15 protein-coding genes are annotated in these 16351 nt (G+C 73.9%); 11 read left to right on the top strand and 4 right to left on the bottom strand.

Going from position 1 to position 16351, the window contains the following annotated elements:
• Positions 1 to 66 precede the first annotated feature (66 nt).
• From E1258_RS07330 to E1258_RS07305, 6 genes are all read left to right on the top strand, one after another.
• On the top strand, positions 67 to 522 hold the full coding sequence (locus E1258_RS07330; RefSeq protein ID WP_132398030.1) for an SRPBCC family protein: 456 nt from the start codon (positions 67 to 69) through the stop codon (positions 520 to 522).
• A gap of 43 nt (positions 523 to 565) precedes the next feature.
• Positions 566 to 1255, top strand: a complete 690-nt coding sequence (locus E1258_RS07325) for a hypothetical protein (protein ID WP_132398028.1) — start codon at positions 566 to 568, stop codon at positions 1253 to 1255.
• A 69-nt stretch (positions 1256 to 1324) separates the two neighbouring features.
• A complete protein-coding gene (locus E1258_RS07320; RefSeq protein WP_207919455.1) occupies positions 1325 to 2281 on the top strand; it encodes an ROK family glucokinase in 957 nt (318 codons plus the stop codon).
• A gap of 11 nt (positions 2282 to 2292) precedes the next feature.
• Positions 2293 to 3009: an endonuclease/exonuclease/phosphatase family protein gene (locus E1258_RS07315; RefSeq protein ID WP_132398024.1), complete on the top strand. Its 717-nt coding sequence runs from the start codon at positions 2293 to 2295 to the stop codon at positions 3007 to 3009.
• A gap of 124 nt (positions 3010 to 3133) precedes the next feature.
• Positions 3134 to 4540, top strand: coding sequence for an NAD(P)/FAD-dependent oxidoreductase (locus tag E1258_RS07310; RefSeq protein ID WP_132398022.1), 1407 nt, complete (start codon positions 3134 to 3136; stop codon positions 4538 to 4540).
• Positions 4541 to 4563: 23 nt separating this feature from the next.
• The gene (locus E1258_RS07305; protein ID WP_132398052.1) at positions 4564 to 5352 is read left to right on the top strand and encodes an alpha/beta hydrolase; all 789 of its coding nucleotides are present in this window, start codon (positions 4564 to 4566) and stop codon (positions 5350 to 5352) included.
• 48 nt (positions 5353 to 5400) lie between these two features.
• Here the strand turns inward: E1258_RS07305 and E1258_RS07300 are convergent, their stop codons facing one another.
• The 3 genes from E1258_RS07300 to E1258_RS07290 all read right to left on the bottom strand — a co-directional run bounded on the left by E1258_RS07300 (position 5401) and on the right by E1258_RS07290 (position 11634).
• Positions 5401 to 6819, bottom strand: a complete 1419-nt coding sequence (locus E1258_RS07300) for a trehalose-6-phosphate synthase (RefSeq protein ID WP_132398050.1) — start codon at positions 6817 to 6819, stop codon at positions 5401 to 5403.
• A gap of 212 nt (positions 6820 to 7031) precedes the next feature.
• The gene (locus tag E1258_RS07295; protein WP_132398020.1) at positions 7032 to 7859 is read right to left on the bottom strand and encodes a DUF308 domain-containing protein; all 828 of its coding nucleotides are present in this window, start codon (positions 7857 to 7859) and stop codon (positions 7032 to 7034) included.
• 274 nt (positions 7860 to 8133) lie between these two features.
• A complete protein-coding gene (locus E1258_RS07290; RefSeq protein WP_132398018.1) occupies positions 8134 to 11634 on the bottom strand; it encodes an adenylate/guanylate cyclase domain-containing protein in 3501 nt (1166 codons plus the stop codon).
• A 135-nt stretch (positions 11635 to 11769) separates the two neighbouring features.
• Between E1258_RS07290 and E1258_RS07285 the strand changes: the two genes are divergently transcribed.
• Positions 11770 to 12018, top strand: a complete 249-nt coding sequence (locus E1258_RS07285) for a hypothetical protein (RefSeq protein ID WP_132398016.1) — start codon at positions 11770 to 11772, stop codon at positions 12016 to 12018.
• A gap of 168 nt (positions 12019 to 12186) precedes the next feature.
• On the opposite strand, the gene E1258_RS07280 is transcribed toward E1258_RS07285, so the two are convergent.
• Positions 12187 to 12879, bottom strand: a complete 693-nt coding sequence (locus E1258_RS07280; protein ID WP_007072206.1) for a Crp/Fnr family transcriptional regulator — start codon at positions 12877 to 12879, stop codon at positions 12187 to 12189.
• 248 nt (positions 12880 to 13127) lie between these two features.
• Here E1258_RS07280 and E1258_RS07275 point away from each other — a divergent pair, with 248 nt between their 5' ends.
• From E1258_RS07275 to E1258_RS07260, 4 genes are all read left to right on the top strand, one after another.
• On the top strand, positions 13128 to 13625 hold the full coding sequence (locus tag E1258_RS07275; protein WP_132398014.1) for a polyadenylate-specific 3'-exoribonuclease AS: 498 nt from the start codon (positions 13128 to 13130) through the stop codon (positions 13623 to 13625).
• A gap of 257 nt (positions 13626 to 13882) precedes the next feature.
• Positions 13883 to 14911: a 6-phosphofructokinase gene (locus E1258_RS07270; protein ID WP_007072204.1), complete on the top strand. Its 1029-nt coding sequence runs from the start codon at positions 13883 to 13885 to the stop codon at positions 14909 to 14911.
• Positions 14912 to 15002: 91 nt separating this feature from the next.
• Positions 15003 to 15821 carry a pyrroline-5-carboxylate reductase gene (gene proC / locus E1258_RS07265; protein WP_132398012.1) on the top strand — a complete coding sequence of 273 codons (819 nt, stop codon included), beginning with the start codon at positions 15003 to 15005 and terminating at the stop codon, positions 15819 to 15821.
• Positions 15822 to 15958: 137 nt separating this feature from the next.
• Positions 15959 to 16309: a DUF2203 domain-containing protein gene (locus tag E1258_RS07260; RefSeq protein WP_036372606.1), complete on the top strand. Its 351-nt coding sequence runs from the start codon at positions 15959 to 15961 to the stop codon at positions 16307 to 16309.
• Positions 16310 to 16351: the final 42 nt, after the last annotated feature.

The raw sequence follows: 16351 nt of genomic DNA, 5'->3' as shown, positions 1-16351 counted from the left end.
TCGTGTCGAAACCTACCCGCCCGCCCAGGTGGGTGCGGTAGGCAGGTTGGCGGGTAGCCTCCCCCCATGGCGGACTCCTCCACCCAGTCGATCATCATCGGCGCGTCACCGGACCGGGTGGCGGCGGTCATCTGCGACTTCGCGCGCTACCCCGAGTGGACCGAGGCGGTGCGCCGGACCGAGGTCGTCGAGGAATACGAGGACGGCTACGCCAGCCAGGTCCGCTTCACGATCGACGCCGGGGTGCTGACCGACGAGTACGTGCTGGCCTACGAGTACGCCGAGGACCTGACCCGCGTCGAGTGGCACCTGGTGGCGCCGTCGAAGATGCAGCGCTGTCAAAGCGGCTCGTACGACCTGGTCGGCAATCCCGACGGCACGACCACGGTGACCTACACCCTGGAGGTGGAGCTCTCCGTGGGCATGCTCGGCATGTTTCGCCGCAAGGCCGAGAAAATGATCATGGATGCGGCGTTGAAGCAGCTCAAGCGCCGGGTAGAAGACACCGGTGCGGCGCGGTGACGCGACCGGCTGCGGCGCGCCCGGCACGGTAGAGGAGCCGAACATGGGGGGTACGGATCCGGGTTCGGCCCGGGAAGAGGCGGAGCGGCTGGTGGCCACGGTGCTCGCGGCGGCCCGGCTGGCCGCCGCGGGTGCCGGGTCCGGTGGTGGTTCCGGGGCGGGGCCGTTCGGTCAGCTCGGTGGGATCGTGTCGAGTGTCCTCGGTCACAGCGCTGGCGGCTCCGGTGCGGCGCGGCCAGCCGGCGGCGCCCATTTCGCCACCGGTGCGGCCGAATGCTGCATCTGCCCGGTGTGCCGCGGTATAGCGGCGTTGCGCGACCCGAGTCCGGAATTCGCCGAGCGGCTCGCCACGGGAGCCGGTGATCTGGCGGCCGGGGTCGCCAGCCTGCTGCGCGCGTTCGCCTCGGCCGGCGAGCCCGCCACGGGGCCCGGGAAGCCGGGCGACGCCGCCGCGCCCCCGCCCCGCCCGGCGGCTGACCAGGGGCCCAGCGATCACGTGTGGCGCGAGGCCACCCGTACCGGGCATGATTCTCAGCCGGCGCCGGATGAGGACGTGTGGTCCGCCGCGACCCGGGGGGAGGGTCCGGGCGTTCCGGCCGCCGCCGTGCCGCCCGCCGACGACGCCGGGCTGAACGCGCCGCGGGCTCCCCGGCCGCCGGCCGGCCGACCCGTGGTGCCCGCCTCGCGGGCCTCCGGTGGCGCGGACGAGGACGCACCAGGCGACGGGGCCTGACCACCGGACATCCCGACCCACCGGCGCGGCGGTTCGCCGTGACGGTGCCGGGCAGCACAGCAGAGGGGAGTGGCAGCGGTGACGCTGACCATCGGAGTCGACGTCGGTGGCACGAAGGTGGCCGGCGGTGTCGTTGACGACACCGGCAACGTACTCGTGCAGGCTCGCCGGGACACCCCCGCCGACAACGTGGGCATGACCCGCGACGTCATCATCGAGGTGGTCACCGAACTCGCCACCGGCCGGCAGGTCGACGCCGTCGGCATCGGCGCGGCAGGCTGGATCGACGCCGTCCGTTCCACCGTCCTCTTCGCACCCAACCTGGCCTGGCGCGACGAGCCCCTGCGCGAGTACGTCGGCAAGGCCACCGGCCTGCCGGTGATCGTCGAGAACGACGGCAACGTCGCCGCCTGGGCCGAGTTCCGCTACGGCGCGGCCCGGCACGCCGACGACTCCATGGTCATGTTCACCATCGGCACCGGCGTCGGCGGTGGCATCGTGCTCGGCGGCGAGCTGGTACGCGGCGCCCACGGTATCGCCGCCGAACTGGGCCACATGCTCACCGTCCCCGACGGCCACCAGTGCGGCTGCGGCCGGCTCGGCTGCATCGAGCAGTACGCCAGCGGCAGCGCACTGGTCCGCTTCGCCCGCGCCGCCGCCCGGCAGGAGCCGCACCGGGCCGTCGCCCTGCTCAAGCTGGCCGGCGGCGAGGCCGAGGCGATCACCGGCCCGATGGTGACCGCCGCCGCGCAGGGCGGCGACCCCGTCTCCGCCGAGGCGTTCGCGCAGGTCGGGCGCTGGCTCGGCACCAGCCTCGCCGACATGGCGCAGATCCTCGACCCGCAGGTCCTCGTCGTCGGCGGTGGCGTCGTCGAGGCGGGCGACCTGCTGCTCGGCCCGACCCGGCGGTCCTTCACCGACGCGCTGGCCCAGCGCAGCCGGCTCCCCGTCGCCAAGGTGCGCCCCGCCGAGCTGGGCAACACCGCCGGCGTGATCGGCGCCGCCGACCTGGCCCGTCGGCTGTAGGGGCGGGCCGGGTGGTCGAGGCTCGCGAGCATCCGGGCGGCGTGCCGCTGCGCGTCGTGTCGTACAACGTGCACAGCCAGCGCGACGACACGGCCGCGCTGGCGGCGGTGGTCCGCGCGGTCGCCCCCGACGTGGTGATCGTGCAGGAGGCGCCCCGACGGTTCCGGTGGCGGCAGAAGTGCGCGTCGTTGGCCGAGTCGTTCGGGCTGGTCGTCGCCGACGGCGGCCTGCCGTCGCTGGGCAACCTGCTGCTGACCAGCCTGCGGGTGCGGGTGCTGGTCACCCGCTGCCAGCGCTACCCGCTGACCCCGGGCCGGCACATGCGTGGCGCCGCGTACGCCGACTGCCGGGTCGGCGGGGCCCGGTTCCTGCTGGCCGGGTCGCACCTGTCCACCGACCCGGCCGAGCGCCCCGCGCAGGCGGCGGCGTTCAAGCGGGAACTGGCCGCCGCCGACCTGCCCGTGGTGGCCGGGGCCGACCTCAACGAGGGCCCGGACGGCGCGGCCTGGGCGACCGTGGGCCAGGGGCTGACCGACGCGGCGGTCGCGGCCGACCGCGCCGACCGGCTCACCTACTCCTGCGCGGACCCGCGCCGCCGCATCGACGCCGTCTTCGTCGACCCCCGGATCACGGTGGTCGACTACGACGTGGTGGACACCCCGCAGGCCCGCCGGGCCAGCGACCACTTCCCGATCGTGGTCGACCTGTTGCTGCCCGCGGCCGGCTGACCCACCCTCCAGGCCGGGCTGGACAAACCGGTCGGGTTACCGGAAGGATTTCGCAGCGACCCGGCGCTCATGCCGCGCATGAGGAGAATGATCCGGCACTCGTGCCGCACATAAGGAGATTCCGGTGTCCCCCTCCACCGACCCCGGCCGTCCCGAGCCGGACGCGACGACGCTCGCCCCGCCCGGGGACGCCCGACCGCTCTCCGACCGCGGCGACACGGTCTGCGTCATCGGCGCCGGAGCCAGTGGCCTGACCGCCGTGAAGAACCTGCGCGAGCACGGCTTCGGCGTCGACTGCTACGAGCGGGAGACTGGCATCGGCGGCGCGTGGAACTGGCGGCACGACCGCAGCCCCGTCTACGCCAGCACCCACCTGATCTCGTCACGGCCGTTCACCCAGTTCCCGGACTTCCCGATGCCCGACGACTGGCCGGACTACCCGCACCACAGTCAGCTGCTGGCGTACTTCGAGCGCTACGCCGACCACTTCGACCTGCGCCAGCACATCTGGTTCGGCACCGAGGTGATCCGGGTCGAGCCGGTCGACGGCGACCGCTGGGACGTCACCACCCGCAGCACCGGCGGGTACGGCCCCGAGCGCACCTCCCGGTACGCCGCCGTGGTCGTCGCCAACGGCCACAACTGGTCGCCGAAGCTGCCCCACTACGAGGGGCTGGAGGAGTTCCGGGGCGAGATCATGCACGCCTCGTCGTACAAGGACCCGGCGCAGCTGCGCGGCAAGCGGGTGCTGGTGGTCGGGGCCGGCAACACCGGCTGCGACATCGCCGTCGAGGCGGCCCAGCAGGCGTCCCGCTGCTGGCACTCCACCCGTCGCGGCTACTGGTACGTCCCCAAGTACGTTTTCGGCCGCCCCGCCGACCAGGTCAACGACAGCCTGATCGCGCTGCGGGTGCCGCTGCGCGTGCGGCAGTGGCTCTACCACCGGACGCTGCGGCTCACCGTCGGCGACCTGACCCGGTTCGGCCTGCCCCGGCCCGACCACCGGATCTACGAGACCCACCCGATCGCCAACAGCCAGCTCGTGTACTACGTCGGCCACGGCCAGATCACTCCCGTGCCGGACGTGGCCCGGTTCCACGCCAAGGCGGTGGAGCTCACCGACGGCCGCGAGATCGACCCGGATCTGGTCGTCTTCGCCACCGGATACCTGCCGCGCTTCGAGTTCCTCGACCCCAGGGTGCTCGGCGACACCGACGGGTCGGGCCGCCCCCGGCTGTGGCTCAACGCGTTCGCCCCCGGTCACCCGACCCTCGCCGTCGCCGGCCTGGTCCAGCCCGACTCGGGGATCTTCCCCCTGTCGCACTGGCAGACCGTCCTGTTCGCCCGGCTGCTCGCGTTGCGCCTGCGCCGGCCGGACCGGGCCGCCGCGTTCGCGCAGCGGGTCGCGGCCGGGGTCGGCGAGCGGTACTCGGGCAGGGTCAAGGACAGCAGCCGGCACTGGTTCGAGGTGGGCCACGCCGACTACCTGCGCGCCGTCCAGCGCGCCATGGACGAGCTGGAGGAGAAGTGAGCCAGCAGCAACGGGTGCGGATCATGCGCGGTCGGGAGTGGGCCCGGCCGGTCCGTCCGGCCCGCCGCGAGGTGCTCAGCGCGCTCCCCGAGGTGGAACGGGGCCGCCCGCCGCTGCTGTTCGTGCCCGGCTTCGGGCACGGCGCGTGGGCGTTCGCGGAGCACTGGCTCTCCCACGCCGCCGGTCGCGGCTTCCCGGCGTACGCGCTGAGCCTGCGCGGGCACGGCGGCAGCGAGCCGGCGCCGGAGGCGACGCTGCGGGCGTACGCCCATGACGTGACGCAGGTGGCGGTGGGCCTGCCGCGCCAGGCGGTGCTGGTGGGGCACGGCGCCGGGGCCCTGGTGGTCCGGCACGCCCTGGCCCGGTACCCGGCGCGGGCTGCGGTGCTGGTCGCCCCGGTGCTCGGCGACTGGGCGACGCTCGGCACGGCGCTGCGCCGCAACCCCGGCGGCACCCTACCGGCGTTCGTCGGCGGGGGGTTACGGCTGAGCCGCCGGCAGCTTTTCAGCCGCGAGCTGCCCGACGCCGAGGCCCGCCGGTACGCCGCCCGGCTCGGCCGGGCCGGCCGGCGCGCCCAGTGGCAGCTGTTGACCCACCACGACCCGGAGCCGGCCGTGGGTGACCCGCCCGTGCTGGTGCTGGGCAGCCCCGACGACCGGGTGGTCCCGCCGGCCGCGCTGACCCGGGCCGCCCGGCGGCACGGCGGTGCCCCGCTGCTCTTCCCCGGGATGGGGCACGACCTGATGCTCGACGCCCGCTGGCAGGAGCCGATCGACGCGATCCTGGACTGGCTGGAGAAGAAACACCCCTGACCGGGGCCGGCGCGACCCGGAGCGCGGGCCGCGCCGGCGTGCCCGACGTCAGCCGGTCGGGGCGAGGTGGGTCAGCAGCGACCCGCCGTCGTCGAGGGCGCTGAGGTAGGAGCGGGCCCAGGCCCGAATGTCGTTGCGGTGCAGGTGCTCGCGCATCGCCCGCATCCGCGGTGTGACGTCGGCCGGGTCGGCCTGGAGGGCGGAGAGCAGCCCCTGCTTGAGCCCCTCCAGGTCGTGCGGGTTGACCAGGTACGCCTGCGGCAGCTCGGCCGCCGCCCCGGCGAACTCGCTGAGCAGCAGCGACCCCGTGTCGTCCACCCGGGCCGCCACGTACTCCTTGGCGACCAGGTTCATCCCGTCGCGCAGCGGAGTCACCGCCATCACGTCGGCGATCCGGTACAGCGCCGCCAGTTCGACCCGGTCGAACGGCTGGGTGAGGTAGTGGATGGCCGGCTCGCCGACCCGGCCGAACTCGCCGTTGATCCGCCCCACCTCGCGCTCGACCCGGTCGCGGAGGATCTGGTACTGGGTGACCCGTTCCCTGCTGGGCACCGCCACCTGCACCAGCACCGTGTCGCGCACCTTGACGTGCCCGCTGGCCAGCAGCTCGCTGTACGCCTTGAGCCGCTGCTCGATGCCCTTGGTGTAGTCCATCCGGTCGACGCTGAGGATGACGTGGTCGGGGTCGCCGAGGTCGCGGCGCAGCCGCTGCGCCCGCGCGACCACGTCGGGGCGGGCCGCGAGGGCGGCCATCTCGGCGGTGTCGATGGAGACCGGGAACGCTCCGATGCGGACCACCCGGCCGTCCACGCCGATCCGCCGGTCGGTCGCCGGCAGCTCCAGCACCTTGGCCACGAGCTGGGCGAAGTTGTGCGCGGCCTGGGCGCGCTGGAAGCCGATCAGGTCGGCGCCGAGGATGCCGCGCAGCAGCTCGGCCCGGCGGGGGAGCTGCATGAACAGCTCCGGCGGCGGGAACGGCACGTGCAGGAAGAAGCCGATCCGCAGGTCCGGGCGCAGTTCGCGGAGCAGGCCGGGCACCAGTTGCAGGTGGTAGTCCTGCACCCAGACCACCGCACCCTGCTCGGCCACCTCGGCGGTCGCCTCGGCGAACCGCTGGTTGACCCGCTGGTACGACTCCCACCAGCGGCGGTGGTACTCCGGCTGCTCGACCGCGTCGTGGTAGAGCGGCCACAGGGTCGAGTTGGCGAAGCCTTCGTAGTGGTCGCGGAAGTCCTCGCCGCTCAGCGGCACGGTGCGCATCCGTACGCTGCCGATGTCGGGCAGGCTCGGTGCCGGCCCGGTGCCGCCGGCCCAACCGACCCAGGTGGCCGGCGTGTGCCGCAGCAGGGGATGCAGGGCGCTTACCAGCCCACCGGGGCTGCGTCGCCACTCGCAGGCGCCGTCGGGCGCCACACTGTCGTCGATGGGCAGGCGGTTGGCCACCACCACGAGTGAACTCTGTCGCATCTCGGGCATTCCGATCAGCAGAGACCGACCACCGCGAGCAAGGAACAACCGGGCAGTCAGTGGGGGGAGTGACGTACAGCCGTATTCCTACTGACAGTAAGTTACACCACTGTTACGCCTCCCGCCGGGGGCGGTGCGCGTCCCGCAATTCGGGCATCCGCTGCCCGCCCTGGGGGACGCTGGGCGACGGAGCGTGAGCCGCGGGGCGTGGGTCAGACCCGGGCGCCGTCGTCCGGGTCGTCGTCGGAGTCGCCGGGGCGCAGCCGCCAGATCAGCGTCACGAAACCGGCGAGGACGCCGGTGAAGCCGAGCAGGGTCACCACGGAGGAATCCACCGGCAGCAGCGTCGGCTCCAGGAAGAGCACGAAGCCGACGACGATGGCCAGCACGCCGGCCACCGCGTACTTGGAGACGTGGGGCAGCGGCGGGGGCGGCGGCGGGGTGTAGCGCTCCTCCGCCTCGTCGGGCAGGTCGGCGCCGAAGGTGTCCAGTCCGTCCAGCAGGGACGGCTCGTCCTGCCGGCTCCCGCCGACCGAGACGCCCGAGACGTCGGCGGCCCACGGCAGCCGGCGTACGTCGGTGGCGGTGCCGCCCTCGTCCGCCCCGACCCGGCCGGTCGTGCCCGCCGGCCGCTCCTCGGGCCCGTCGTCGACGTCCTCGGCGGCGGGCCAGGGGTGCGCCCCGGCGGCCGGGGAGGTGTGGAAGCCGGCGACGATGCGGGCCCACTCGGCGTCGACATCGGGCTCGTCGCGGGCCGGCCCGGCCGGGGTCTCCTCGGCGAGCTGGGTGAGGTAGTCGCGCGCGGTCCCCAGGTGGGACCGGTCGACGTAGAGCCGGTCCACGGGGCGGGCCGGAACGGTGGTGGTGCGGGTGACCGGGTTCAGGTCGGCCGAGGGTTGCAGGTACGCGGCGATGCCGCCCGCGGCCAGCACGTCGAGCAGGTGTTCGCCCACGCGTGGATCCACGTCGCCGGCGACGGCATAGTCGCTCGCGTCGAGCCCGTTGTCCCGCCGTCCCCGGCGGGCCCTACCCGCTGACACCGGACATCCTCCCTCGCGCACCTTGCGGTGCGGTCGCCCCCGACGCCCCGCACGCCGTGCCCTGAATCGTGACACGTCAGGGGCCCCTTCCGGGAGTGCGTTGTGGCGCGCCGTACGAAGTCAGCGGCCCTGCCGCAGGTCGTGGCAGGGCCTCAATGTCGGTTTTTGCTTATCGCTTGCTAATAGGAGCCTCAGCCGGCAACGCGGCCCGGCCACCTGGCGATCGACTCCACCACCGCCCGGTGCTGGTCGACGGCCTGGCCCGCCGGTGCCGCTAGCCGTCGATCCCGGCGAGGCGGAGCAGGCCCGGCGCGCGGTTGCGGTCGGCGAACGCGCGTACCTCGGCCAGCACCTCGGCCGCGCCCGCCGGGTCCACCTCCTGCAGGGTGCGCACCGACAGCGCGGCGGCGAGCGCGTGGTCGGTGCGGTCGCCCATGTGCCGGTACTGCTCGGTCGCCGACCGGAACAGCTCGGCGGCGGCCCTGGCATCGCCGGCCGACCGGGCCAGCGCGGCCTCCGCCGCCTGCCCGGCGGCCCGCGCCCAGGGCGTCATCCGGGGCGCGCAGGTCAGCAGTCCGCGCACCCGCCGGGCCGCGTCCCCGCCGAGCACCACCGCGACGTGGCCGATCGCCGGCACCCACTCGGCGAACGGGATCTCCCGGGTCCGCCGCCAGTCCTCGTCCAGCTCGGCGAGCAGCCGCAGCGCCTCGGCCCCGCGCCCCTGCACGGCCCGGCACAGGGCGGCGTGGGCCAGCGTGGAGCGCAGCACCCGGTGGAAGCCGGACCGCCGCCCGGCGGCCACCGCCCGCTCCACCTGGTCCGGATCGTCGCCCCCGGGCGGGGCGTCGGCGCTCCCACCCGCCCAGGCTGCCAACGTCTGCGGGTCGCCGCGCAGCGCCCGCATCCAGCCGGACACCGCGACGATGTGCATGTCCCACTCGCCGGTCGGCCGGCGCGTCGACTCGGCCGCCAGCTCCGCCGCCGAACCCCAGTCCCCGGCGTAGTACGACCGGGCCCACTGGTCCTCGAAGCTCGCGGTGAGGCTGTGCTCGCCGCCGAGGTCCAGCGAGCGCTGCTCGTCCACCAGCCGGGCCGAGCCGACCAGGTCGCCCTCCTCCTGCAACGCCCAGGCCAGGTTGTGCACCGCCCGCCGGCGGCTGGCCAACCGCTCCACCCGGCAGTGCTCGGTGATCTCGACCAGCTCCGCGTACGCCTCGGGCACCCCGGACAGGTAGCGGGCCACCGCGAGGGTGATTCGGGCACTCGCGCTGACCTCCCGTAGCTGGAGCCGCTCGGCCAGCCCGGCCGCGGTCCGGGCCGCCGCGCACGCCGGCTCGGTCTCCGCGTTGAGCATGTGCACCCGGGCCAGCTCCAGCAGGGCGCTCGCCTTCTCCTCGCTGTCGGGCAGGTCGGTGTAGATGCCGATCGCCCGGTCCAGGCAGCGCAGCGTCTCGGCGCGGTCCGCCCGGCGCCAGGCGGCGGTGGCGAGCAGCGTCCAGGCACGGGCCGCTCCGGTCGGTTCGCCGGCCTCGGTCAGCCCGCCGGCCAGCCCGGCCAGCCGCGCCGCGCCGCCGTCGACCAGGAACGCGTCCCCGTCGCGGAAGAGGGCCAGCTCCGCGTCGAACAGCTCCAGGGTCGGCTCGGGCCCGCCGGGCAGGGCCAGCGCCCGCCCCACCAGGGTCGCGGCGGTGTCCAGCGCGTTCAGCTCGTACGCCCGGCGGGCCGCCCGGTGCAGCGCGGCCCGCGCCGCCGGAGCGTAGGGCGCGGTGTCCAGGCCGACGGTGCGGGCGATCTCGTGCGCCGTCCAGCGGTGGTTGGCCAGCACCTCGACCAGGTCCTGCTGCCGGCCGTCGGTGACCTGCTCCAGCCAGTCGGCGGTGCGCTGGTGGCGCAGCACCCGCTCGGCCCGGGGCAGCCGCTGGTAGCACACGTCGCGCACCAGGATGTGCCGGAAGCGGTACTCGGGCTGGCCCGGCATCGTCGAGCTGGGCTGCTCGTACACCAAATCCCGCCGTTGCAGCCGGCCCAGCGCCCGCTCCACCCACCGCACGGGCCGGCCCAGCGCGGTGGCCACCGGCCCCGGCCAGAACTGCACGCCGACGACGGCGGCGGCCTGGAGCACGGCCCGGTCGGCCGGGTCGAGCAGGTCGAGTCGGTTGGCGATGACCGCCTGCACCGTGCGCGGCATCTCCGGCGGGCGGGCCGGGTCGGCCCGCCCGGAGGCGTCGAGCCGCCCGCCGTCGAGCAGCATCCGGGCGTACTCCTGGGCGTATAGCGGGTTGCCGTCGGCGAACTCGATCAGCGGCCCCCGGGAGGCCGGCAGCAGCGCGGACTGCCCGAGCAGCAGCGAGTAGAGGGTGTCGATGTCGGAGTCGTGCATCGGCGGCACCGAGATCGACATCACCCCGCTGATCGTCCCCGTCCAGGCCGGGTGCCGCTCCCGCAGCTCCGGCCGCGCGGTGGCCAGCACCAGCAGCGGCACGCCCCGGGCCGCCGCGCCGAGCTGCTCGACGAAGGCGAGCATCGCCTGGTCGGCCCAGTGCATGTCCTCGAACACCAGCACCGTAGGCCCGGTCCCGGCCAGGGCGAGCAGGAACCGCCGCCAGGACGACTCGGTCTCGCCCGGGGTGAGCCGCTCGCCGGGCAGGCCGATGAGCGGGCCGAGCGAGTCGGCCAGCCGCACGGCGTGCTGGTCGGCCAGCCGGCCCAACCGCTGCCGCAGCCGGTCGCCGAGCGCCGCCGGGTCGTCGACGTTCGACACGCCGACCCAGCTCCTCACGATGTCGGCGAGCGCGGCGTACGTGACGTTCTCGCCAAATGGCGGGCACTGCCCGACCAGCCAGGTGATCGGCGGCCCGGGCAGGCTGGCGGCGTACCGGGCCAGCTCCCGCAGCAGCCGGCTCTTGCCCACCCCCGCCGAGCCGAAGACGGTGACGAGCTGGGAGGTACGCTCGGTCACCGTCCGGTGCAGGGCGTTGACCAGCAGGCCGCGCTCGTGCTCCCGGTTCACCATCGGGGTCAGCTCGGCGGTGCTCAGGTCCCGCTGCGGTAGCGCGCGCACGGCCAGCCAGATCCGGCTGACCGCGGAGCGGCCCCGCAGCGTCACCGGCGGCTGGTCGGTGTACTCCATGTCGTGCCGGGTCGCCGCCCAGGTGCTCTCGTCGACGACCACGCCGCCCGAGGGCGCGAGCGACTGCAACCGTGAGGCGGTGTTGACCACGTCGCCGGTGACGAAACCCTGCCCGCCGTCGCGGGCGGCGGACAGGTCGACCAGCGCCTCGCCGGTGGCGATGCCGACCCGGAAGCCGAGCGGCGGGTGCGGGCCGGCCGGCTGGCGGGCCAGGTTCCGTTGCAGCTCCAGCCCCGCCCGTACGCAGCGCAGCGCGTCGTTGTCGGTGGCCACGGGGGCCCCGAACAGCGCCATCACCGCGTCGCCGATGTACTTCTCGACCACCCCGCCGTACTGGTGCACCAGCCGCCGGACCGTGGCGAAGTAGGTCTGCTGGAGGCTGCGGGCCTGCTCCGGGTCGGCTCGCTCGGCGTACGTCGTGAAGTCGACGATGTCGACGAACAGGACGCTGACCTGGCGGCGGTCCTCCTGCACCACCACCGGACGGTCCCGCAGTGGCTGGCCGCAACTGGTGCAGAAGTTGGCCTCCGCGCTGTTGGCGTGCCCGCAGCGTGCGCAGGCACGGGTCAGAGCCTGCCCGCACCCGCCGCAGAAGCGGTCGTCCGGACCGGCTTCGCGTGAGCAGTGTCCACACTTGAGGTCGATGGTCGGCTCCGTAGCGCGAGGTGGGCCCAGTATCGCCCCAGGCGGCAGAGTCGGCTACCCGATATGCAGGCGGATCGTGCGCCCGACCGGGCCAGACTAACCTTCCGCTCAGGACATGAACGCCAGGAGAGTGCCGTGCACGTACGACTGTCTGCCGTGTGGACGGATCCGCGAGGCACCGTGTGGGCCCCGGGCGACACGGTCGAGGTCGACGCCGTCACTCTCGCCGCATTGGAGGAGCAGGGCATGGTAGAGACGCCGGACGGTCAGGGCAGCGCCCCCGACCAGGTCAGTACGAAGATCACGAGGACGACCAAGCCGATCGAACCGACGAAGATCGGCCCCGGCCCGAGCGCGCCGCCGGCGGACGAGCCGGACAAGTGATCAACCGGTGAACGGGCCGGCGGGCAGCCCCGCCGGCCCCCGTTCGCACCCGTGCCGACCTGCGCGCCCGGTGCCAGCCCGCGCCCGGTGCCAGCCCGCGCCCGTCCCGGCCCGCGCCCCGTGCGGGGCGCGGCGGTTGGCGGCTGAGCCGACGGAACAGTTTGCGCGTCAGCGGTCGCTCATGCCGGCGCGTCGGCGCAGCGCCGCCACGTCGGTGACCACGATCCGGCGGCCCTCCGTGCGCAGCCACCCCCGGCTGGCGAAGGAGCCGATCGCCTGGTTGACGCTCTGCCGGGAGCCCCCGGCCATCTCGGCGAGCTGGCTCTGGTTCAGCTCTATGGTGATCATCGGGGCCTGGCTCTCGCCAGCCAGCCGGACCAGCGTCTTGGCAACCCGCCCGGGCAGGTCGAGGAAGACGTGGTCGGCGTTCTGCTCGGTCAGCCGGCGGATCAGCCCGCCGAGCGATCGCATCACCGCGTCGAGGATGCGCGGGTTGGAGTGCACCAGATCCATGAACGCCGCCCGGGACAGCGCGAGGGCGGAGCAGTCCTCGATCGCCTCGGCCGACGCCGAACGGGTGGAGGCGTCGAGCAGGGAGACCTCGCCGAGCACGTCCGGGGGGCGGATCACCGACAACACGGCCCGCTCGCCGGTCGGCGCGGTGCGGAACACGGCCACCGCGCCCCGGCGCAGCACGATCAGGGACTCGCCGGGGTCGTTCTCGACGAAGAGCAACTGGCCCTTGCGGTACGTGCGCGGCACCGCCGCCGCGATCACCCGTTGCCGGGCCTCCGGCTCGAGGCCGGCGAACATCTCGACACCCGTGAGCGCGTCACCCGGCTCCGGCAGGCGCATCTCCACGGCCCAACCCCTCCCCGGTATAAGGACCTCAACTCGCGGCCGGATGAACCTGACATCACATCCCGGCGCGAGGTCGCGAACCGGTTCGGTGTCCGGTAGCGGCACTCATCAGATCATGACGGCCCAGTTGCCCGCTGTACACCCCCGGCGACACTTCCGTAACAGTCCCGAGCTGCGGCGAAGGAGCGGCGCGACGTGCGCGACCCCGGCCTCCGGTGGGTGTCGCCGGTGCGCGAGGATGGCGGGCGATGGTATACCGCTACTTCTACGACTGCGAGTTCATCGAGGACGGGCGCACCGTCGACCTCGTGTCGATCGGCGTCGTCGACGAAGACGGGCGCGAGTTCTACGCCGTCTCCACCGAGTTCGACGACTCCCGCGCCGTGCCCTGGGTGCGCCGCAACGTCCTGGACAGGCTCCCCTCGCCGGCCGACCGGGCCTGGCGGTCCCGGGAGCGGATCCGCGACGACCTCTACGACTTCCTCGTCGAGCCGATCCGGGGCCGGCCGGGCGAGCAGCTTGAGCTCTGGGCCTGGTACGCCGCGTACGACCACGTGGTCCTCGCCCAGCTCTGGGGGTCGATGCCGGGGCTGCCCCGGGAGATCCCCCGGTTCACCAAGGAGCTGCGTCAGCTCTGGGACGACCGGGGACGGCCACCCCTGCCGAACGCCGACGCGGCCCGGCACGACGCGCTGGTCGACGCCCGGCACAACCTCGCCCGCTGGCGCGCGATGACGGCCCACTGACCGGGCCCCTTCCACTTGGGGTGCGCGCCGCGCGGATCTGCATGCTGACCACCGTCGGGCTGGACGGTCGACTGGTCAGCGGGTGACCTTCTGGGCGGCGGGCGTCGCCCCGGGGTGCGCTGCCGGCGTATCGGCGCGGCGGCTACAGTTCGCAGTGACGGCCCGCCCCGGGCCGGCAACGGTGCCGATGGTCTGATCCGACACATATCCTGGGGCAAATCGGGCTTCACCTGATGCTCCAGGAGGATGAGCAGATCATGCGTATCGGCGTGCTCACCGGCGGCGGCGACTGCCCGGGTCTCAACGCGGTTATCCGGGCGGTGGTCCGCAAGGGCGTCGCCACCTACGGTCACGAGTTCGTGGGCTTCCAGGACGGGTGGCGGGGCCCGTTGGAGGGCCTGTCCAAGCCCCTCGGCATCGCGGAGGTGCGGGGCATCCTGCCGCGCGGCGGCACCATCCTCGGCTCCTCCCGCACCAACCCCTTCAAGATCGAGAACGGCGTCGAGCGGATCAAGGAGAACCTCGCCGCGCAGGGCGTGGACGCGCTGATCGCGATCGGCGGCGAGGACACCCTCGGCGTCGCCACCAAGCTGCACGAGCTGGGTGTCAACGTCGTCGGCGTGCCGAAGACGATCGACAACGACCTCGGCGCCACCGACTACACCTTCGGTTTCGACACCGCCGTCAACATCGCGATGGAGGCGATCGACCGGCTGCACACCACGGCCGAGAGCCACCACCGCACCCTGGTCGTCGAGGTCATGGGCCGGCACGCCGGCTGGATCGCCCTACACGCCGGCCTGGCCGGCGGCGCCAACGTGATCCTGCTGCCCGAGCGGCAGTTCGACGTCGAGCAGGTCGCCGGGTACGTCGAGAAGCGCTTTCAGCACCAGTACGCCCCGATCGTCGTGGTCGCCGAGGGCGCCCAGCCGCTCGACGGCCAGATGGTCCTGCACAACCAGGAGCTCGACGCTTTCGGCCACGTCCGCCTCGGCGGCATCGGCCAGTGGCTGGCCGAGCAGCTGGAGGCCAAGACCGGCAAGGAGGCGCGGACCGTCGTGCTGGGCCACATCCAGCGCGGTGGCACCCCGACCGCGTTCGACCGGGTGCTCGCCACCCGGCTCGGCCTCCAGGCGATCGACGCGGCCCACGAGGGCGACTGGGGCAAGATGGTCGCCATGCAGAGCACGAACATCGTCCGGGTGCCGCTGGCCGAGGCCACCCGCGAGCTGAAGACCGTGCCGCTGGAGCGGTACGAAGAGGCCGAGGTCTTCTTCGGTAGCTGACGCCAACGCGACGGGCGCGGCGGTTCCCCGGGGAGCCGCCGCGCCCGCCGCTCGGCCCCGCCGCACGGCGGGCGACGGAGGGGGTACGACCATGGCGGTGGGAGACCACACCGTTGCGGTGATCGGCGCGGGCAAGATCGGCGAGCTGGTGCTCTCCGGGCTGCTGCGCTCCGGCTGGCCGGTGGGGCGGCTACTGGCCACGGCCCGGCGGCCCATCCGGGCCGAGGAACTGGCCACCCGCTACGGCGTCCAGGTGGTCGACAACCTGACCGCCGTCGGCGAGGCCGACGTGCTGGCCGTTGCCGTGAAGCCGCAGGACGCCGCCGCCCTGCTCGACGAGATCGGGCCGAAGGTGCCCGCCGACAAGCTGGTCATCTCGCTCTGCGCCGGCCTGCCGACCAGCTTCTTCAACCGGCGGCTGCCCGAGGGCACCCCGGTGGTGCGGGTCATGACCAACACGCCGGCCCTGGTCGACCAGGCGATGAGCGCCATCTCGGCCGGCGCGCACGCCACCGGCGAGCACCTCGCCCTGGCCGAGGAGATGTTCACGCCGCTGGGCGCGACCGTCCGGGTACCCGAGTCCCAGCAGGACGCCGTGACCGCCCTGTCCGGTTCCGGGCCGGCGTACTTCTACCTGCTGGTCGAGGCGATGATCGACGCCGGCATCCTGCTCGGCCTGCCCCGCCAGGTCGCCCACGAGCTGATCGTGCAGACCGCGATCGGCTCGGCGGTCATGCTGCGCGACTCCGGCGAACACCCGGTCAAGCTGCGCGAGGCGGTCACCTCGCCCGCCGGCACCACCATCTCCGCCATCCGCGAGCTGGAGAACCACGGCGTGCGCGCGGCCATGCTCGCCGCCCTGGAGGCGGCCCGGGACCGTGCCCGGGAGTTGGCCGCCCAGTCCGAGTGAGGTCGAGCAAGGGTCGGGTTCCGCGAGATCCGGATCGGTCGCCCCTCGCTGGAACCGGTGTCGAAGTCGGCCCGGGTGCGGGCGTTGGCCGGTCGACACCCCTGCGCAAGACAAGACCTGTGCCCCATACTGGCGCGGTGTTCACACTCGCCCAGGCGCGTCACCTCGTGGCCACCCTGCAACCGCGCATCGGAGAGCTGATCCGGCTCCGGGCCGACCTCGCCGAGCTGCGCGCCGACCTCGCCGACGGCGGGCTGAGCCCGCTCGGCGGCCTCGCCGAGATCAAGGGCCTGGAGGCCCGGCTGCACGGTGTCGTGGACGAGCTGCACGAGCACGACATCCAGGTCAAGGGCATCGCCCCGGTGCTGCTGGACTTCCCCGGCGAGCGGGCCGGCCGTCCGGTGCTGTGGTGCTGGCTGGAGGGCGACACCGACGTGCGCTGGTACCACCGCGTCGAGTGCGGCTTCGCCGGCCGCCGCCCGGTGTGAAAGGAAGGGCACCTTATTGACGCCTACGGTAGAGAAGGGCGC

Source organism: Micromonospora sp. KC207 (assembly GCF_004348615.1).
Classification (GTDB): Bacteria; Actinomycetota; Actinomycetes; order Mycobacteriales; family Micromonosporaceae; genus Micromonospora.
This window is presented reverse-complemented; position numbering and strand designations above follow the sequence as displayed.

Coding starts and splice junctions, on each gene's coding strand:
- E1258_RS07330 (WP_132398030.1), top strand. CDS start 67: ATGGCGGACTCCTCCACCCAGTCGATCATCATCGGCGCGTCACCGGAC.
- E1258_RS07325 (WP_132398028.1), top strand. CDS start 566: ATGGGGGGTACGGATCCGGGTTCGGCCCGGGAAGAGGCGGAGCGGCTG.
- E1258_RS07305 (WP_132398052.1), top strand. CDS start 4,564: ATGCGCGGTCGGGAGTGGGCCCGGCCGGTCCGTCCGGCCCGCCGCGAG.
- E1258_RS07300 (WP_132398050.1), bottom strand. CDS start 6,819: ATGCGACAGAGTTCACTCGTGGTGGTGGCCAACCGCCTGCCCATCGAC.
- E1258_RS07275 (WP_132398014.1), top strand. CDS start 13,128: ATGGTATACCGCTACTTCTACGACTGCGAGTTCATCGAGGACGGGCGC.
- E1258_RS07270 (WP_007072204.1), top strand. CDS start 13,883: ATGCGTATCGGCGTGCTCACCGGCGGCGGCGACTGCCCGGGTCTCAAC.
- proC (WP_132398012.1), top strand. CDS start 15,003: ATGGCGGTGGGAGACCACACCGTTGCGGTGATCGGCGCGGGCAAGATC.